20 protein-coding genes and 1 pseudogene are annotated in these 17,239 nt (G+C 69.0%); 8 read left to right on the forward strand and 13 right to left on the reverse strand.

What is annotated here, in order from left to right; translation table 11 throughout:
* Positions 1-90: 90 nt before the first annotated feature.
* From ACIPW5_RS25815 to ACIPW5_RS25845, 7 genes and pseudogenes are all read right to left on the reverse strand, one after another.
* Positions 91-567: a S26 family signal peptidase gene (locus ACIPW5_RS25815; protein ID WP_401249292.1), complete on the reverse strand. Its 477-nt coding sequence runs from the start codon at positions 565-567 to the stop codon at positions 91-93.
* Positions 564-2,447: an ABC transporter ATP-binding protein gene (locus ACIPW5_RS25820; protein WP_401249295.1), complete on the reverse strand. Its 1,884-nt coding sequence runs from the start codon at positions 2,445-2,447 to the stop codon at positions 564-566. The genes ACIPW5_RS25815 and ACIPW5_RS25820 overlap by 4 nt, the downstream gene beginning before the upstream one ends.
* A complete protein-coding gene (locus ACIPW5_RS25825; protein ID WP_401249297.1) occupies positions 2,440-2,991 on the reverse strand; it encodes a TlpA family protein disulfide reductase in 552 nt (183 codons plus the stop codon). The genes ACIPW5_RS25820 and ACIPW5_RS25825 overlap by 8 nt, the downstream gene beginning before the upstream one ends.
* Entirely contained in the window at positions 2,988-3,524 is a 537-nt protein-coding gene (locus ACIPW5_RS25830; protein WP_401249300.1) for a MauE/DoxX family redox-associated membrane protein, read from the reverse strand. Before ACIPW5_RS25830 ends, ACIPW5_RS25825 begins: the two co-directional genes overlap by 4 nt.
* Before the next feature lie 905 nt (positions 3,525-4,429).
* On the reverse strand, positions 4,430-4,603 hold the full coding sequence (locus tag ACIPW5_RS25835) for a hypothetical protein (RefSeq protein WP_401249302.1): 174 nt from the start codon (positions 4,601-4,603) through the stop codon (positions 4,430-4,432).
* Between the two features lie 26 nt (positions 4,604-4,629).
* On the reverse strand, positions 4,630-4,980 hold the full coding sequence (locus ACIPW5_RS25840) for a hypothetical protein (protein WP_401249478.1): 351 nt from the start codon (positions 4,978-4,980) through the stop codon (positions 4,630-4,632).
* Between the two features lie 74 nt (positions 4,981-5,054).
* Positions 5,055-5,531, reverse strand: a pseudogene (locus ACIPW5_RS25845) (DUF6302 family protein); the annotation flags it as partial.
* Between ACIPW5_RS25845 and ACIPW5_RS25850 the strand changes: the two are divergent.
* Together ACIPW5_RS25850 and ACIPW5_RS25855 are read left to right on the forward strand one after the other, a co-directional pair.
* Positions 5,460-6,758, forward strand: a complete 1,299-nt coding sequence (locus tag ACIPW5_RS25850; protein WP_401249305.1) for a tyrosine-type recombinase/integrase — start codon at positions 5,460-5,462, stop codon at positions 6,756-6,758. The pseudogene ACIPW5_RS25845 and the gene ACIPW5_RS25850 overlap by 72 nt on opposite strands.
* A gap of 30 nt (positions 6,759-6,788) precedes the next feature.
* Positions 6,789-7,205 (forward strand): DUF6262 family protein, encoded by a 417-nt coding sequence (locus ACIPW5_RS25855; RefSeq protein WP_401249307.1) that lies wholly within the window; start codon positions 6,789-6,791, stop codon positions 7,203-7,205.
* A gap of 27 nt (positions 7,206-7,232) precedes the next feature.
* On the opposite strand, the gene ACIPW5_RS25860 is transcribed toward ACIPW5_RS25855, so the two are convergent.
* Complete coding sequence (locus ACIPW5_RS25860; RefSeq protein WP_401249309.1) at positions 7,233-7,718, reverse strand: hypothetical protein; 486 nt, start codon at positions 7,716-7,718, stop codon at positions 7,233-7,235.
* A gap of 229 nt (positions 7,719-7,947) precedes the next feature.
* On the opposite strand from ACIPW5_RS25860, the gene ACIPW5_RS25865 reads away from it, so the two are divergent.
* Complete coding sequence (locus tag ACIPW5_RS25865) at positions 7,948-8,253, forward strand: ATP-binding protein (RefSeq protein WP_401249467.1); 306 nt, start codon at positions 7,948-7,950, stop codon at positions 8,251-8,253.
* 64 nt (positions 8,254-8,317) lie between these two features.
* Here the strand turns inward: ACIPW5_RS25865 and ACIPW5_RS25870 are convergent, their stop codons facing one another.
* From ACIPW5_RS25870 to ACIPW5_RS25880, 3 genes are all read right to left on the reverse strand, one after another.
* The gene (locus ACIPW5_RS25870; protein WP_401249312.1) at positions 8,318-8,881 is read right to left on the reverse strand and encodes a hypothetical protein; all 564 of its coding nucleotides are present in this window, start codon (positions 8,879-8,881) and stop codon (positions 8,318-8,320) included.
* Positions 8,882-9,125: 244 nt separating this feature from the next.
* Positions 9,126-9,659 (reverse strand): hypothetical protein, encoded by a 534-nt coding sequence (locus ACIPW5_RS25875; RefSeq protein ID WP_401249315.1) that lies wholly within the window; start codon positions 9,657-9,659, stop codon positions 9,126-9,128.
* A 273-nt stretch (positions 9,660-9,932) separates the two neighbouring features.
* Positions 9,933-10,766 (reverse strand): neutral zinc metallopeptidase, encoded by an 834-nt coding sequence (locus ACIPW5_RS25880; RefSeq protein ID WP_401249317.1) that lies wholly within the window; start codon positions 10,764-10,766, stop codon positions 9,933-9,935.
* A 661-nt stretch (positions 10,767-11,427) separates the two neighbouring features.
* Between ACIPW5_RS25880 and ACIPW5_RS25885 the strand changes: the two genes are divergently transcribed.
* The 3 genes from ACIPW5_RS25885 (at position 11,428) to ACIPW5_RS25895 (ending at position 13,784) form a co-directional block, all read left to right on the forward strand.
* On the forward strand, positions 11,428-11,640 hold the full coding sequence (locus ACIPW5_RS25885) for a hypothetical protein (RefSeq protein ID WP_401249320.1): 213 nt from the start codon (positions 11,428-11,430) through the stop codon (positions 11,638-11,640).
* Positions 11,641-11,832: 192 nt separating this feature from the next.
* Positions 11,833-13,062 carry a hypothetical protein gene (locus ACIPW5_RS25890; protein ID WP_401249323.1) on the forward strand — a complete coding sequence of 410 codons (1,230 nt, stop codon included), beginning with the start codon at positions 11,833-11,835 and terminating at the stop codon, positions 13,060-13,062.
* Positions 13,063-13,337: 275 nt separating this feature from the next.
* Positions 13,338-13,784 (forward strand): hypothetical protein, encoded by a 447-nt coding sequence (locus ACIPW5_RS25895; RefSeq protein WP_401249325.1) that lies wholly within the window; start codon positions 13,338-13,340, stop codon positions 13,782-13,784.
* Here ACIPW5_RS25895 and ACIPW5_RS25900 read toward each other — a convergent pair.
* Positions 13,781-14,383, reverse strand: coding sequence for a flagellar basal body protein (locus ACIPW5_RS25900; protein ID WP_401249328.1), 603 nt, complete (start codon positions 14,381-14,383; stop codon positions 13,781-13,783). The genes ACIPW5_RS25895 and ACIPW5_RS25900 overlap by 4 nt on opposite strands.
* A 127-nt stretch (positions 14,384-14,510) precedes the next feature.
* Here ACIPW5_RS25900 and ACIPW5_RS25905 point away from each other — a divergent pair, with 127 nt between their 5' ends.
* Positions 14,511-15,425 (forward strand): helix-turn-helix domain-containing protein, encoded by a 915-nt coding sequence (locus ACIPW5_RS25905; protein ID WP_401249331.1) that lies wholly within the window; start codon positions 14,511-14,513, stop codon positions 15,423-15,425.
* A gap of 461 nt (positions 15,426-15,886) precedes the next feature.
* Here ACIPW5_RS25905 and ACIPW5_RS25910 read toward each other — a convergent pair whose 3' ends face one another.
* A complete protein-coding gene (locus ACIPW5_RS25910) occupies positions 15,887-16,093 on the reverse strand; it encodes a hypothetical protein (RefSeq protein WP_401249334.1) in 207 nt (68 codons plus the stop codon).
* A 206-nt stretch (positions 16,094-16,299) separates the two neighbouring features.
* Here ACIPW5_RS25910 and ACIPW5_RS25915 point away from each other — a divergent pair, with 206 nt between their 5' ends.
* The gene (locus ACIPW5_RS25915; RefSeq protein WP_401249337.1) at positions 16,300-17,169 is read left to right on the forward strand and encodes a DUF4394 domain-containing protein; all 870 of its coding nucleotides are present in this window, start codon (positions 16,300-16,302) and stop codon (positions 17,167-17,169) included.
* Positions 17,170-17,239: the final 70 nt, after the last annotated feature.

Raw genomic sequence — 17,239 nt, forward strand, 5'->3', positions numbered from 1 at the left:
CGAGGACAGGGCCAACCGCCCGGTGGCGGACGGCCGGCCCTGTACGGGATCCGCGCCGCCGGTCCCGCCGAGGGGACCTGTTGCCGAGGGTCAGTCCGACCCCCTGCTTCTGCTCCGGCTTCCGCCGATACGGCCGATCACGACTCCGCACATGTCGTCCGCCCGCACGTACCCCCATTGCTTCGAGTCGGCGCTCGCAGGATGCGCACCGAGAACCAGGTAGCGAGCGTGGGGCACCCTTCTCGCCGCACGGAATGCGGGCAGCGCGGCGAACGGGGCCGGTATCCGGTCCCCGGGCAGGGCGACGAGCCGTTTGACGAACAGGCCCCGACCGGTATGGGTCTCGCCAGGGATGTTCACCGCCGTACGGTCGATCACGACGGCCCGGCCTCGCCGGAGCCGGGCGAACGCTCCCCGGCGGACTACCAGGAGGCGATCACCGTGTTCGAAGTCCGGTGACATGCTTGATCCGTTGACTTCCACCAACGTCACGAGCCGCCGGATGCAGAGCGCCGATCCCAGGATCACGAAGGCCACGAGGCACACGACGAACGGACTTGCCGTCACGCACGCCTCCCCATGGCGGGGGACGGGTCGGCGGCATCCGTGTAGCCGCTGGCCTGGGCCTCGAACAGACGACGGTACTCACCGCCTTGTGCCATCAGCCCTTCGTGCCTGCCGGCTTCCACGACGGCGCCGTCCTTGAGGACGATGATGTGATCGGCGGTCCTGACAGAGTTCATGCGGTGGGACACGATCAGTTTGGCCGCCTGAGGGGCGAAACTCCGCAGACGCCCGGCCATTTCAGCCTCGGCCGCGGCGTCCAGCCCAGATCCCGGCTCGTCCATGATGACGAGGCTGCGATCGTCCCGCATGAAGGCGCGCGCCACCGCCAGCCGCTGCCACTGGCCGCCGGACAAGGAAACCGGAGGTGTATGCTCCGCCGTCGGGTTCGACAGGAATGCTCGGCTCAGGAAGGTGTCGTAGGACTGCGGTAGGGCAGCGACGAACTCGTGGACACCGGCTCCCTCCGCTGCCCGGCGGATCCGCTCCCGGTCGTGGGAGGAGGAGTGGTCTCCGATGCCGATGTTCTCGGCTGCAGAGAGGTCGTAGGCGGCGAAGTCCTGGAAGACGGTGGCCGTGTGGTTCCGATAGCTGGACGGGTCGAATCGGTCGACGGCGACACCGTCCCAGCGGATCACTCCGCGGGTAGGCCCGTACAGTCCGCTCAGGAGTTTCACCAGCGTGCTCTTTCCGCACCCGTTGACCCCGACGAGCGCGGTCGTTGTTCCCGGCATGAGGTCGAACGAGACGCCCCTCAGTACCCAGTCGGACGTCGGCGAGTACCGGAACCACAGGTCCGAGACACTGATCCGTTCCGACAAGGGAGCGGGGGAAACTGCCGAACCCGGCGGCTCCTCCACGGGGAGGTCCACGACGGCGAGGTAGTCGTCGAACAGGACGAAGCCCTTCACGGCGTTGCCCGCGGTCTTCGCCGTGGCGGCGGAGTTCGCGGTGACGCCCGCGATGCCGGACAGCACGACGGTTACATCCCCGACCGACAGGCGTGCCGCGATCACCTCCGAGGCGACCCAGAGCATCGCGCCCGCAACGACCGCCGCGTGGACGAGGAGGACGGGAATCTGTCTGGCCAGGGACTTGCGGTCGACAGCGGCGAGCGCGTCGTGGGAACTCTGCAGCTCACCGTCCAGTCGCCGGAGCCAGAAGCCGCCCAGCCCCAGCATCATCACGTCCTTCACCGTCGCCGACGATGTCAGCATCGTCGTGTAGAAGGCCTGCCGACGGGCGGCGGTCATGGTCTGCTGCATCGCCTGAGCCGAGAGCCGCGACGTCACCAGTCCGGTGACGACGACGAGGGCAGCCGCAGCGAGGACGAGAAGCAGGATGGCCGGCTGCACGGCGAACAACGCCACTGCGAACCCCGTGATGGCAGTCGCGGACTGGAGCGAACCGAACACTCCTCCCACCACCTGCGTGGGCACCGAGTGCGCGGTGCGATGAGCGAGGTTGACGCGGTTGAGGAAAGCCGGGTCCTCGAACGCCGACAGCCGGTTGATGCGGCTGAGACGCCCGAAGATCTCCGTCTGCATGTGCCGCTCGACGGCACGGTCCAGATGGGCCTGGGCATAGGAGGCGACATGGGGGAAGAAGAGGGATCCTGCTCCCGACGCGGCGATCAGCGTCACGGCCAGGGCGCCCTGGGAGGTGGCCGGCCCGGTATCGGTGAGCGACTCGATCAGCAGCTTCACCCCCCAGGCCATCAGAGGGGGCAAGGCTCCTCCCGCAAGGCTCGCCAGCAGCAGGACGTACGGGTGTGCGCCACCGCACCGGAAGACGATCGCCGCGATGCGTGCCCCCTTCCTGGCCGCCCGGAGACGCTCCGTGCTTTCCGATGCGAGCAGGTGAGGGCTGACCCGGCTAGACATCTTCCGGCCGGCGCGCGAACTCGGTCATGGACTTCTCCAGTGCCAGCGCGCCGCTGCCCCAGGAGCGGATTCTCCCCGTCTCCGCGACGACGCCGAATGCGGGGAAGCTCCTGATGCCCAGAGGTTCGAGCACGGGGCCCTCCAGCTCCTGCCGCACCACGATGCAGACCTCGCCGAGGGAGAGCTCGAATGCGTCGGCCACGGCTCCCTCGCCAACGAGGATCGCGACCGCCCTCTCGCGTGGGACATGATGACGGACCATCAACTCCTTGAAGACGGGAAGCTCCTCCGCGCAGCCCGCACATCCGGCCGAAAAGACACCCAGGATGACCGGGTTCCCCATCTCGCCACCCAGAGGGGCGAGCTCGCCTCGCGAGCCGAGGAGAGGTGCGATGTCGGGGAAGCTCTTTCCGATCGGGGTCACGAAAGCCGGACGGCCTTCCGCCGACTCCAGGATCTGCTTGGTGCGCCGGGCGACCACCAGTGACAGCAGGAAGGCGAGCGTGGAGAACACCAGCGCCGTCGCGGACATGGAGGAGTTCAATGCGATTCCTTCGGGGAGTTCGTGAACAATGCAATGAGGTCGTCGAAGAACGTGACGACAGCGGCTGCAGCCATGGCCGGCGCGGCAGCGATCACGTGGTGCGCCGCCCACTCGGACATACCGGGGCCGGCGATCCAGGAGCCCGCCGTGGCCGCCCCGGCGATGACGACGAGCGCGCAGTTGCGCAGGACGTGGAGCGGCGAGGCGGGTACGTCGGACTCACCCATGCAACCGCAGGAAGCTCCCGCACCTTCGCGTACGAGGAGTACTACATATGCAGCGAAGCCTGCGCAGAGTGCAAGGATCAGGGCAAAGCCGTACCGGACCGCCGGGGCGGGCAGGAGCATGGACAGCGCTCCCGCCGATTCAAGGGCGATGACTCCCTGGGCGGCGAAGGGAACTCCGGAGACCAGGCGGGGCAGCGTCCCTGCCAGATGCTGCTCGAACGTACGGAAGTCCCGCATCTTCAAGATGGCGGCGGCCGCGAGCACCATGAAGAAGAAGGACCTGCTGAACACGATGAAGTAAGCCATGGGTGGTCGCCCGAGCGGGTGCCGCGTCGGCCCGGGTCCCGGGCCGACGCGACGTTCCCGCTCCTCGGGGTGGTCAGCCGCAGCTGACCTTGCAGTTGAGGAGGTAGCAGCAGGTGTAGGACCCGCACCCACCTCCCGCACATTCGCGCTCCTCCCAGCAGGTCGGGGCACAGCCGGCGGACGCAGTCGTGCTGGGCAGGAGAACCTCGGCGAGCTTCAGACCCGCGGAGAGAATTGTCTTCGTCATTCTTCCTTCTCACATTCCATGAGTTGCGAATTCCCGCAGGCTGTCTTTGCGGGCGTCAGTCCAGGTCAGGACCAACACGACTGATCATCGGAGGGGCGAATAACAGGGCGTTAACCGTCCACCAACCGCGCCGCCGGATGAAGCCACCGCCCGCCTCGCCGTCCGGATACGGGCCGTGCACCGGGAACGGACGGCACCTGCGTACAAGGCAGTCCCCTACGGACCGGCGGCCGGCCGCCGGTCCGTAGGGGGACGTAGTAGCCGGGTCCGTGCGGTCCCTTTTCGGCGACGAGCCCTTCGTTGTGCAGGGCGGTGCAGATCGGGGTGATCTGGTTCGGGCGGAGTTGGAGATCCTGCGCGAGCAGGCCTGTCGGCAGGGGCATTGCCGGGGCGGTGGTGTCCGTTTGCGATCCGCCGTCGGATGGTGGCGAGGCAGGCCTCCAGCCGGGCTGGGTGGTGTCGGACGCGGTGGAGGTAGCCGGCGCGGGTCTCGTACCGCACGCGCTCCCCGAGGAGTACGCCCAGGGCTTTGGCAGCGTTCGCCGGGGGAATGCCGAGTCGCTTGGACAGGGCTGGGGCGGCAGCGTTCACGCCGCCGCCCGCGAGGGTTGGGCTTGCTGCCGCCTCTGGTGGGGGAGGCCGGCCCCGGCAGTGGGGGTCAGGAACCGGTGGCCTGCGGCTCCTCGGGGTCCCGGAGTGCGAGCGCGGTGTATGTGGGGTCCGGGCCGAGTTGCCAGCGGCGGCTGTCCTTCCAGCCGTGTCGCAGTTCCTCGATGTCCTCTTCGGTGAGGCTGAGAGTGTGGTCGCAGGGGGTGGGTACGGTGGCGGCCACGACGTAGAGGGTTCCGGTGTCGGGTGTCAGCCAGCGGCGGATCCGGCCACCGCCAGGTCGATGCTCCCGGGGGCTGCTTCCGGGTCGCTGCGGTGGGTGAAGTCGCGTTCGGTGAAGGTGAGCTGGAGGCCGCTGCCCACGAGTTCTCTCGCGGCGACGATTGCGTGCCCGGACCAGCCGTAGCCGCTCACCTGGAGCCCCGTGTGGGCGAGGTGCGCGGCCAGGACACCCCATCCGCAACTGATGTCGACGACCGCTCGTGCGTCCGGGGGAGTGACCTGTTCCTGGAGCAGGGCGAGTTCCCCGCCGGTGACGGGCAGGCTGGTGAAGGGGGTGGGGTCGAGGTAGTAGAGGTCCCAGTACCGGCGCGTGGGCACAGATCCAGCGCCGCCGTGGCAGCCGTACGCTCGGCGGCCTGAACCGTGCTCACAGTGTCTTCCGGCCGCGACCGCGGGCACGGGCGGCGATGTGTGTCGATGGCGGACCGGCTGTAGCCGTGGAACCGCAGCCGCGCGGCGATGCCGGTCCCCGGGGGCGGTGGGGGTTCGCCCCGGACGGCTTTGTGGCTTTCGTCGTCGGCCTGCGACGGGGTGATCCGCCGGTCGGTGAAGCCGGGCAGGCCGTCGAGCGTTGCACGGACGGCAACGGCAACGGCAACGGCAACGGCGACGGGCCACTGCTGGACGGCGTAGCTCCCGCCGCGGCGGGAACCGCCGACGGGGACGGCCAGCATCCCAACCCGGAACAGCCGCACCGCCACACTTCCGTCGAGGAAGGAGCGGTTTTCCAGGCGCGCCCGCCAGAACACGTAGTCGACCGAAGTGCTCGGAGCCGCCACGACCTGTTCTACCGGGTCATGACCGACTGCCGCGCTGAGGCCGCCGAAGCCCTGGACGATGCCCGGTGGCTGGCGCTCACCGACAGCCACGCCCGCATGTTCCGCCCCGGCGACCGGCCCCGGCAACGCGAGGTCCGCAAGGCGGACGAACGCAACTACATCTGCATCAACGACACCGACCTCAGCAGCATGCTCACCCACATCGAGCTCCTCGGCCTGCCAGCCGAGCAGACTCGCACCGTCGTCGGCGACGCCCGCCAGGCCGAGCAGACCGGACTCGGACATCCCGCCGTCATGCGGGCCTGGCTCCTCCAGGCCATGACCGGACGCCGGGCCAGCGAAGTGCTGATGATGGACTTCGAACCACTCTCCGACATCCCCGGCCTGGACGCCGCCGCCGTCCCCGAGGGCGGGATGGTCGCCCGGCTCCGCTACCAACAGACGAAGACCGACGCGGCCCCGAACACCATCCTCGTCGGCCGCGACGTCGTCGAGATCATCCGGGAACAGCAAGCATGGGTGCGCGAGCACTGGCACCTGGGCCCCGCCGACACCATCCGCTACCTGTTCCCGAAGACCACCGGCAACCGGCACGGCACCAAGTCCTGGGAAACCAGCAACTACAACCACGTCCTGAACGACTTCAGCCACCACCTGGAGCTGCGCGACGCACGCGGCGAGCTCCTCCTCTACTCACGAAGCCACCGGCTCCGCCACACCAAGGCGACCACCCTGATCAACGCCGGCGCCCCCATCCACCTCGTCCAGCGCTACCTCGGCCACCTCTCCCCGGAGATGACGATGCGATACGCGGCGACCCTCGCAAGCACCGCCGAGCGCGAGTTCCTCGCCCTGGCCAAGATCGGGCGCGACGGGCGAGAGATCGGCATGGACCGCCGCGACATGCTCGACCTGGTGCAGCTCGACCGCCGCACCGACCGCATCCTGCCCAACGGCTATTGCCTGCTGCCGCCCACCCGGTCCTGCGACAAGGGAAACGCCTGCCACGGCTGCGACCACTTCGCCACCGACCGCACCTTCCTGCCAGACATCCAGCGCCAACTCGCCGAGACCCAATCTCTGGTCGCCACCCGGCAGGCCCGACACACCGAGCGGTACGGCGGGCCGATGAGCGGGACAAACGTCTGGATGGAACAGCGAGACGCCGAGATCCGCAGCATGCAGCTGGAGATCCTCGCCCTCGAAGCCCAGCCAGCCGACAGCACCACCGTGGTCCGGGGCGCCGGCGAGCTCGGCCGCACCGGCTACCAGGACGCCGCCGGCGCCTCGGACAACAAAGGGGCGTCACGCTCATAAGCGAGCGGCTGAACGAAACGGCCGGAACCCGTGGCTCCCGCTGACCGGCGGATCGCCGCCCTGCGGCAAGCCACCCAGGACAAGCACCAGCAGGCCGTCCAACGGGCGGAGACAGGCATCCGAAGGCTGATCAAGGAAGGCGAGGAGATCAACTTCCGGGCCGTCGCCCGCACGGCGGGCGTCAGCCTGGACTTCCTCTATGCCAACACCGACCTGCGCAAACGCATCGAAACCCTGCGCTGCCAGCAACGTACCGCAGACCGGCCTCCCCCTCAGGCGCCCTCAGCCGACGACGGCACGGTCATCCATACCCTTACCGAAGCCCTTCGTCGTGAGCGCACCACCCACCGCGAGCGCGTCCAACAACTCGAACAGCGACTGGCCGCCGCGCACGGCGAGATCCTGCGCTTGCAACGCATGATCCAGTCAAATGGCCCAGGACTATGACACCACTTGCCGGCCGGGCTGCAGAGCCTACGATTCCGAGCGCAACCCAAGAACACTGTGCTGCACCACGCCCGAGGGAAGATCGCTCCTTCCCGAAGCCCGGGCAGTCAACTCCACGAGACCGGCACGGAGGTCGGCGGCGGGCTCACCAAGGATGATCGCGCTGATGATCAGCTCCATCATCAGGCAGTCGTACTCGTCGCCCATGCCCCGATAGCGTTCCCCATCCGCCTCCACCACAGCAGAGACGATCCTCCTCCCACCACCAGTCAGGGGGGCGAAGGACGCTTCATAGACGCCGTGACCGGTCCAACTCCGATGCATGAAGAGGACATCGCCTTCAACGAAGACGTTCCACTTCTCATCCATGTCCCGGGCGTGATATCCGCGCCGGATTTGGTCCCAGTCCTCGTCGGTCCAGACACGGTCCGGCAACTGAGACACCGGCCGGGGTGTGCTGATCGGATGGAGGCGCCGGAACGACTCTCGGGTGAGCGGGGCATCGGCAGTCATGACGTGATCCTACGGAAGCACCACTCCAACAGGACAGCGGATTACCTACAAGAGCAGGCAACCTGGGCGGAGGGTGAATCGCAGCCACCTTCCCGACGCGTCCGCAGCGTCTTGAACAGCAGCTTTGCAAGAATCCTTCGCTACTACCCCAGATAAGTTGAGGACTTCGACTACGAGAAGAACCCCAACGTCAGCCCCGAAGTCGTCGCCGATCTGAAGTCTCGTCCTGATCGGGGACTCGGGCACCGGCAAGTCCCACCTGCTGATCGGAGTCGGCATCGCGATCGCCGAAGCCGGTCTGTCCGTCCGCTACACGAGCACCTCGGCGCTGGTGAACGAGCTGGCCGAAGCAGAGGCCGGCCGCCGTCTGTCGTCGGTGATCGCCCGCTACAGCAAGGTCGACCTGCTCTGCCTGGACGAGTTCGGCTATCTCAACCCGGACAAGAAGGGCGACAAGCTCCTCTTCCAGACCTTCACCGAGCGTGAGGAATGCAAGGCGACCGCGGTCGCCACGAACTCACCGTTCGCCGAGTGAGACAAGACCTTCGGCGACCCCCGCCTCTGCGCAGCCATCGCGGACCCTATCGCCTTCCGCTCGGTCAGTCCCTGCGGGAAAGAGGAGTCTGCAACTCCACTCGGAGCCGGATCGAAGTGTCTATGGGCAGTCCCAGACTGGCCAACCGCAGGTCCTTCGAGTGGTTCGCGATGAGGTCGAGATCGCGTAGTTGTCGCTGGAGCTCGGCAACGGTTGCCTCGTCGAGGTCGGGAAGGTCCTCTTCCTGCTCGGCGAGGTGCTCAAGCTGCTCGTCCACAGCGTCCACGGCCCGTCGACTGGCCCAAACCGCGAAGTCCCGGCACTCGAACAGGTAGGCGTGCGCGGCATAGAGCGTCGCAGCGGCCGCGTTGTCGTCCGCGTCCTCGGGACCGTCCTGGCCATCGTTGTGGCAGTAATCGCAGAGCATGTACTCGGCCACACCCCGTTTCACGGCCGTGAAGGCGGTCGAGTCCCCGAGGGAACCCTCCCACACGGAGTTCAACAGGGGCCGAAGGCTGATCGTGAACGGCGCTCGTTCCTCCTCGGGCAGGGCTTCATGCCACCTCATGAGCCGTTCTGCGGCCCCTGCTGCGAACACGGCGCGCTCGCTTGACGACATAGCTGCCAAGCGATCTTCCACCGATGCCGACAGCTCTTGCCACGTGTTCAACCGAGCCACCCCCGAGTCGAGAAGACGGCGTGCTCGCGCCCGCCTCGGAGATCATCGCACCCACCGCTGACAGCGCCTGAAGCGCTCACAAAGAGGCGGGCCGGTCCGCGCCGCGCCTGTCAGGGACACGGACCGGCAGGGCCCAGAGCACCGAACCACTGGCCCACGTCCGTCCGCTACCGCAGACACTCCCACCCAGACATCACTCGATCAGGGTGGCTCCCGTTCTCGCCGCCGATCTTGGGCCTAAGAAGTTGCCCGTCTCCTGCACGGACGGAGCAAAGCGGCTCCCGAAACCACCGCCCACGTGGCTCTCGCCCATCCCGCCGAATACAGGCTCCCGGAAGTCCCAGAGCGGATCCTGGGCCTCCACCTGGAGCCGAGTGTCCGTCCACTGCGCCCGCATGAGCAACGGTCGAAGCTCGTTGTAGCGTCCGTGCTCCCACCACTGGGTGACCATATCCACAGTAAGGGATCCACCACTTCCGATGCGGTACTGCACAGGAGCGCCCTCCTGGAGACACCACGAGCGGTGCCCGCGGTCTGAGAGCCACTTCAGGAACTCCGCGCTGGTCCCGTGGTTCTCCGCCTGGGCGTCCTGTACCCAGTGCGCATTGCCGGACACCATCGTGGGGTTCGTGGCCCGCTCCGACAGCTCACGCAGGAGGAGCGACTTGCCGCTGTTGTTGGCGCCGATGAAGAGGGTCATGCCGTTCTTCGGCGGGGTGACGGTCACGCCTCCCGCAAGCCTGATCTCGGTTTGCGGGCGCTGATGACGCGGAAGAGTACGTGGAGTAGAGACCCCGTACAGGGCCGTTTCGACACCTTCTGCGCTGGCACATCAGAGCATCTTCGAGGGCAGCCGCACGTGCCAGGTGCCTCGCCTTCAACCATGGGGTGGTCGTCGCTTCGTGTGTGGGTGTCGGGCGACACGAAAGTGTCAGTGGGCGACGTGACGTCACTCGGCCAGAGACGCGGCTTCCGTCATCAAGTGGGATCGGCGGCTGTATCAGGGCCAGACGTATGTGACCCAGTATCGCTGCGCGCACTCGAGCGGGGAGCCTGTGTTGTAGCCCAATGTGAAGGCAGCGGTGCGCTCGGACTTGTTACCGTGCGGCTGGTGTGCACCGATGGTGGTGTCGGCCGCAGAAATGAGCGCCTGCACTGCCTGTTGCAGGTCAGCGTGGCCGACCATCTTCTGCTTGAAGGCGTCCTTGGCCCAGTTGCCGCTGAAGCAGTCCGCGATGAGCTCGGACTCCTTCACCGGAATGGTGCTGCCGTTCTCGTCCAAGACGGGTGCACCATCCTTCATCTGCACGATGGCCGGCAGGTTCAGCTGAGTCATGTACTCCTGGGTGACCTCGTGGCCGTACTCGTGCGCTACCACAGTGGCTACTGCGAAGGCGCTGGTGTCGGCTTGCAGGCTCATCGCAGAGCCCACGGGTATGTGGATCCCACCCGTGTAGGTGGTTCCCTCGGCGTTGGTCCAGGTGTCCGCCGAGCAGTAGAAGTAGTTCCGCGTGTTGGTCTGTATCGGCTCAGGCAGACACCGGCTCACGGACTCCTGCCCGGATCCGATGAGTGAGTAGTACGTGGACGGCCCCGTTAGCTTTTCCTGCGTGAAGTGATTCTTCCAGTACTCATCAATCTTGCCGAAGGCGAACGTCAGGTACTCGGCAAGACCCTCGGGAGTGTCGGTAGGAATCTCCTGGGCGTAGGGCGCTGGAGCGGTGGAGGGCGGAGGCGGCTCCGGTTCACTCATCGCGCTTCCGGTGCCGGCCGCGACGAAGGCAAGCGCGGCAATCAAGGTGGTGCACGAGGTTGCACCCTTGCGTCGTCGCATGACGGACTCACTTTCGGGGGCTTCCCTTTCTTCCACCGTGCGCCCATCGGGATTCCCCAGCAACTGCTGCGGTTCAGTCACTCCGGGCGGCCCGCGACGCGCCTCGGCCCCGCGCGGGTGTGAACCAGCGTGGTTCATCTCGTGCGGGGGATCACCGGCGGCCCTCTTCATCAACCGCTTCCACAACAACGTGCTCTACAGCCTGCGGACGCTCCCCGAGTCGTCACCGCCTACTGACACGCTTCATGTCGCTGATCACTGACATCTCATGCCGTCAGCCACTGACACTCTGCTGTCGTCCGACATGCCGGGCAGGCGGTTTCGGGAGGGCTTGTGCAGCGGGCTGGGAGGATTTCCTCAGCATCAAGAATGGCAGCCAGTTAGTGCGGAATGGAACATTACGCACTAACTGATCTTGATAAGGCCCCGGACCCCCGGGGCCGTTTTCGGCGTCCGGGCGTGGTCGAAATGGGGTGGCAGGCGATGGCTGGTGAGGGTGGCCGCCGATGTGAGCGGGAGAGCGGGGTCCGGCGTTCGGAGCGGGTGGGTGTCGCGTTCAGCCCGGCCGAGTTGGAGGTCGTGCGCGGCTGCGGTCCGTGAGGGGATGTCGGCGGCGGGGTGGGTGGGCCGGCAGACGATGGCGGTCGCGTAGGACGTCCTGGTGCCGGTCTCCGCTGACCGCGCGGACGTCCTGCGCGAGCTCGTTCAGGCGCGGGCCGGCCTGCGGGAGGTCGCGGTCCGCCTGGATGCTCTCGGCCTCGACGGCGTGATCGGGGCGGGGCTGGCCGACGCGGTGGCCGGTGCCCGCGCTGCGGTGGTGCGGGTGGAGGCGGCGACGGTGGCGGTGATGGGTGAACGCCGGGCCCGCACGTGATGCCGAAGAAGCCGGAGATGGGCGACGACACCTACAAGCTGTTGGAGTGCCTCTTTGGTCCGGGCAAGCGCGACGAGCACCTCGTCCCCCACCTCGTGGCGGCCTGGGACCCTCATCTGCCGTGCCCGGCGCCACCTGGGCCGTACGACGCTGGGCGGGCTGGCGGACCTTCTGGATGCCCCGGTCCAGGCGTTGCGCGGGGACCGTCCGGACAAGCACGTGTGGCACGTCTCGGTCCGCAACGCGCCCGGCGACCGGCCCCTTATGGACGCCGAGTGGGCGGAGGTCGCCGCCGCGATGGCCGACGCCGCGGGCATCGCCCCGTACGGCGACGAACAGGCCTGCCGGTGGGCCGCCGTACGGCACGCACCCGACCACATCCACCTCGTCGAGACCCTTGCCAGGGTCGACGGCCGCCAGCCGAGGCTGCGCGGCGACATCCTCGCGATGCACGCCGCCGCCCGCGCCTTCGAGGCCCGGTGGGGGCTGACGCCGATGTCACCGCAGGACCGGACCGCGTTACGCCGTCCGTCGACGGGGGAGCTGGCGAAGGCCGGCCGCCGCGGCCTGCTGGAGACCGCGAGGGAGTCCCTCCAGCGCACCGTCCGTACCGCGGCCGCGCTCGCCCACGACGACGCCGACTTCCTCGACCGGCTCCGCGACGCCGGTCTCCGCGTGCGCGAGCGCCACGGCGACGACGGCACCCTCGCCGGGTACGCGGTCGCGCTCCCCGGCGACCGCGCGGACCACGGCACCAGGCCGGTCTGGTTCTCCGGCAGCTCCCTCGCCTACGACCTGTCGCTGCCCCGCGTACGGGAGCGCTACGAGCCCGCCGTCGGCCCGGCGGACTGGTCACAGGCGGAGCGCCTGGTGCGCGAGGCGGCCGCCGTCCGGGCCGCCTCGGGGCGGGCGGAAGGAGCCGGGGACGTGGCAGCCCTCGGCGACCTCCTAGTTGCCGCGGCCGCGCACGCACCCGCTGTCGTACGTGAGCGGCTGACGTCGGCGGCGGACGCCTTCGAGCAGGCCGGCCGGGCGCCAGGTGAGCGGTCGTTGGAGGGCCTGGCGCGTGCGGGCTGGCGGGCGTCGGCGCGCGCGTTGGAACACGCGCCGCGTACCGCGCGGGGCAGCGGCGCGGTGGTGGTCCATACCCTCCTGGTGGCGCTTGTGGACGCGGTGGAGGCCGCCCGGCTGTGGCACGAGGCACAGGCCTACCGCGCGCAGGCGAAGGCCGCAGCGGACGCCGGGCGGCTGCTGCGGGATGCCGCCGCCACGGCCGGCGCGCCGCCCTCGAGTACGGGCCCGGCGCGCACCGCGCGCACCGCACGGGTGGCGGGCCGTGGCCCGACCGCGCCTGGGGCCGTTACCGGTGTGCCGCCCCGTCCACCGGGCCCGCCCCGGCCGGGTGCGGGGAAGTCCCGCTGACCGCCTGCGAGGAGCCCGCCGTTGACCACCCCCGCCCCCGACCCCGCCGCCGTCGATCCGTTCGCCGAAGCCATGGCGGAGGCTGCCCAGACCGCCGCGGCGGCGTTCCGGCTGATGCTGACCATCTCCGACGCCGTGCGCCGCGCCGCCCAGAAGGCCCACAAGGGCGAAGAGGAGGAACTCGCCGAGGGGGGAGGAGAAGCTCGCTCCGGCGCATCACCGCGGCAGGCACCGACCGCCGGGCCGACCTCCTCACGAAGACGATGCCGGGCGGCTTGGTCCGCGAAGCGATCCTGGCCTCCCCGGCCTGGCCGGACATGGCCGCCAAGATGGCCCTCCTCGACCAGCAGGGTGTCGACGTCGCCGCCTTCCTGACTGCCGCGCACGGCCAAGGCGTCGGCGTGGACCGGGCCGTCGCCGCTCTCCTGGCCCAGCCCGCCGCCGGACCGGCAGCCGGACCCGCCCCGACGGCCGGGGTGCCCGCCGCCCGGCCCACCCCCGCCCCGAACCCGGCGCCCGCCGCACCACAGGACATTTCCGCCCCCGCCCCGGCTGCTCCCGACCCGGCCCCGGCCCCGGCTGCGGCCTCCGAGCCGGTGGCGGTGAGCGCGCACGCCCGCACGCCCGCGCCGCGCTCGGTGCCCGCCGGAGAAGCACTTCCTGCGCCTGTTGACGGCGGAGGCCGGGCGGTCATGGGTGCTGGGTCAGTGCTTGCTTGCTAGCACTTGTAGACGGACTCGATGTCGTCCTCGGCCCAGAACGGAAGCTGGTCCCAGTTCTCGTGGGGTCCGACTGCCATGACGTTGCCCTGGCGGTTCTGTCCGCTGGACAGGCAGATCCGCATGTTGGTCTGGTTGGAGAGCGACGACGTCACGTTGTTGAACAGGCCGAGGCTTCTGGAGTAGCCGGGAGTGTTGGCGTTGGCCAGGTTGTGCGACACGATGTTCAGCTGCCCGCTGCCGAAGGAGCGGTCCCGGTACAGGCACAGGAACCCGGGGTTGCAGTTCGGCGGCTGTGACGCGGCCGTCGCCGACGGCCCCACCATGGTTCCCGCCACCACACATGCCGCCACAACCATTCCTGCCCGAAGCCGCGTGAAACCCATGTCTTCCCTCACCGTGTTGACGAAACCAATCATGATCATTTTTCTAAGGGGCGAGCGGCAGTCGGGCATCAGCGCGGTCAGCCGTGCCTGCTGCTCGGGCAGCGGCCACGCCCGGATGGGTGGCTGCTGCCGTAGTCGGTGGTGCCGTGCCAGTGTCATCGCGCGCCGAGGTGCCGGCTTGTCCCTGACCGCCCGCTCCTGGCCCCAGGGCGCCATGCTCTTGATCTTGCTGGGTGACAATGGTCCGGCAGGTGATCGGGAACGGGCGGGGGAGAGCCGGGTGCTACTGCTTGATCTGGATACGGTTCCGCCGCGCGAGCGGGTGGATGCCTTCCACCACGCGATGACCGACACCTCCGTGCCCAACCGCATCCGGCACGAAGAACCGGACACGGGCATGAGGGCGCGTTTCGAGGGCTGGCGCGTGGGGAGCCTCGACCTCTTCGAAATGCGCTGCACTGGTTTCGAGGTCCGGCGCACCGCCTGGCACGTGCGCAGGCACCGCGACCGTCCGGTGGTGTCGGTCTCCCTCCAGACATCGGGGGTCGGCCTGGCCGAGTCGGGTGAGAGCCGGTTCACGCTCGACGCGTCCGACGTGTGCGTCTTCCACGAGCTGGCGCCCCGTGCGTACGGCTGGTCCGGCTTCGGTGCCTCGCAGGCCCTCACCATCGACATGGACGAGCTGGGCCTGTCGGTGGACGCCGTGGTCCGAGCATCCCTTCGCCTGCGCTCCAGCCCCGTGCACGACCTGGTCCGCGGCCATCTACAGGGCCTCTTCCGCCGGCCGGGCCTCCTCGAGACCGATCCCGGGGCTCCCGCCCTGGCGGGCGCCACAGTGGAGCTCGTCCGCGCCCTCCTCGCATCGGCAGCCCTCCCCAGCCAGAACCCACTGGCGCGCGACGCCATGGCTGACTCGTTGCTCACGCGCGTCCAGGCCTACGCCCGACGCCACTTGACCGACCCCGACCTCTGCGTGGAAGCCATCGCCCGTGCCCACCACGTCTCGTCCCGCCACCTCTACAAAGCGTTCCACCGGGCCGGTATGAGCCTTGAACAGTGGCTGATCCACGAACGCCTCGAACTCGCCCGCCGCATGCTCTCCAACCCCCGCCACGCCCACCTTCCCATCGCCGTGATCGCCGCACGCTGCGGCTTCACCAGCCACAGCCACTTCACCCGTCGTTTCCGCACCGCCTACGCGACCACGCCCACCGCATGGCGCAACAGCCGACCACCGAACCCGGCACCGATCCACTGAACAGGACATGACGCATGGCCCTCGGGCCGGGTCAGACCCGGTCGAATCCAGACGGGCGGTTCCGGCCGCGCTGCTGCGGCCTGGCGCCGATGCTCGACCTCCTCGCCGCCGCGGGCCGGCTCTCCACCTGAAGAACGCTTGCCGATTGGTGCTGCAGGGCTCGGTTCCGCGCAGTGGCGCGGCTCTTCGAGATCGTCACCCCGACGGATGTGTTCGAGGTCCGGGAGCCCCGGCCGGGCGACCGGATTCGGGGCCGGCCACGCATCTCCGCCTCCTGGCCGCCGGCCTTCTGCGGGCGGGCCGCGGCGAGGATCGGCGGGGTCGCGGTCAGGTCGAGCCGGAAGTCCGCCGGGATCCGGTGGGTTCCGTTCGTTCGCACCGGTCTCGCATCGGGCGCCTGCCCTGCTTCCCGGGTGTGAGGTGCCTGGACGCATACCGGGCGCGAACTCCGCGCTGCCGATTCACAGGAATGGCCGAGTCGCCTCGATGCCGTCCGCTCCCACCGGCTTGAGGAGGCCGGTGGCCGGCCCTGGGGCAAGGACGGCGGCCAGGGAGCGGGGCAGCGCCTCGTGCCAGCCCAGCAGGCGTAGCCCGCGGACCGTGTTGCCCGCGCGGCAGAGTTCGAGTCCGGCGCAGTCCGTCGGCTGCCAGCCTGGAGGAGATTCCATGCACGCACCGTCCCCACGCCTGTGCACCTGCCGGACCCGGAAGCGGGTCACGACGCGCCGATACCACCCGGCTGGAGCACCTTTTCGTGTGCTGCTTGGGCCGGCTGGGTGGCTTTCCCCCAGGTGGCCTGTCCACCGCGGCCACGGTGACGAATCCAGGACAAGCCGTCGGCCACCCCGACCAATGGCCAATAACTGGAGGAACTATGCGAAACCGCACCGTGACCGCCGTTTCCGCTGCTGTGCTCGCCGCTCTGTGCGCGGCGCCCGCCCTGGCCGCTTCCGACACCCCGCCCCAGACTTTGCCCGCCCACGACCACAAGGCCCTCAGCGCGATCGGGCTCACCAGCGACCAGCGTCTGGTCGAGTTCGACGTCAACAAGCCGTCCAAGACCTGGTCGCTGGGCCGGGTGGCCGGTCTGGCCGGGGACACCAAGCTGGTCGGTATCGACTTCCGCGTGCAGAACGAGAAGCTGTACGGCGTCGGCGACCGGGGCGGCATCTACACGCTGAGCACCACCAACGCCCGGGCGATGAAGGTGTCCCAGCTGACCGTCGCACTCGCCGGGACCGCGTTCGGGGTGGACTTCAACCCGGCCGCCAACCGACTGCGGGTGATCTCCAACACCGGCCAGAACCTTCGCCACAACATCGACGACCCCGCGGCGCCGCTCACCACCACCATCGACGGCACCCTGACCAACCCCACCACGCCGCCGTCGACCGCGATGGGGGTGACCGGCGCCGCCTACACCAACAACGACCTGAACGCCGCGACCGCGACGACCCTGTTCGACCTCGACACGATGGCCGACCGGATCTCCCTGCAGTCCCCCGCCAACGCCGGCACGCTCGCCCCCACCGGCAACCTCGGCGTGGACGCCGCCCTCGACGCCGGGTTCGACATCTACTACAACCCGATGGCCGGAACGAACCACGGCTACGCCGCCATCGGCACCGGCAACACCTACCGCCTCTACGCGGTGGACGTGCTGACGGGCAAGGCCACCGGCAAGGGTGCCTTCCCGACCAGGTACCAGGTCACCGACCTGGCTCTGCCCATCAACCAGAAGTAGCCGCACCCTGACACCCGTCCCGCGCCACCGGTCCCGACGGGGGACCAGTGCGCCGGGCCGGGCCGGCTGG

The sequence above is a fragment of the Streptomyces sp. NPDC090077 genome (assembly GCF_044747545.1).
In the GTDB taxonomy this organism is placed as follows: Bacteria; Actinomycetota; Actinomycetes; order Streptomycetales; family Streptomycetaceae; genus Streptomyces.

Excerpts from the sequence above, each read along its gene's own strand:
- ACIPW5_RS25830 (WP_401249300.1), bottom strand. The coding sequence starts at position 3,524 with ATGGCTTACTTCATCGTGTTCAGCAGGTCCTTCTTCTTCATGGTGCTC.
- ACIPW5_RS25850 (WP_401249305.1), top strand. The coding sequence starts at position 5,460 with ATGACCGACTGCCGCGCTGAGGCCGCCGAAGCCCTGGACGATGCCCGG.
- ACIPW5_RS25915 (WP_401249337.1), top strand. The coding sequence starts at position 16,300 with ATGCGAAACCGCACCGTGACCGCCGTTTCCGCTGCTGTGCTCGCCGCT.
- ACIPW5_RS25910 (WP_401249334.1), bottom strand. The coding sequence starts at position 16,093 with ATGGAATCTCCTCCAGGCTGGCAGCCGACGGACTGCGCCGGACTCGAA.
- ACIPW5_RS25820 (WP_401249295.1), bottom strand. The coding sequence starts at position 2,447 with ATGTCTAGCCGGGTCAGCCCTCACCTGCTCGCATCGGAAAGCACGGAG.
- ACIPW5_RS25905 (WP_401249331.1), top strand. The coding sequence starts at position 14,511 with ATGACCGACACCTCCGTGCCCAACCGCATCCGGCACGAAGAACCGGAC.
- ACIPW5_RS25860 (WP_401249309.1), bottom strand. The coding sequence starts at position 7,718 with ATGACTGCCGATGCCCCGCTCACCCGAGAGTCGTTCCGGCGCCTCCAT.
- ACIPW5_RS25880 (WP_401249317.1), bottom strand. The coding sequence starts at position 10,766 with ATGCGACGACGCAAGGGTGCAACCTCGTGCACCACCTTGATTGCCGCG.
- ACIPW5_RS25900 (WP_401249328.1), bottom strand. The coding sequence starts at position 14,383 with ATGGCGCCCTGGGGCCAGGAGCGGGCGGTCAGGGACAAGCCGGCACCT.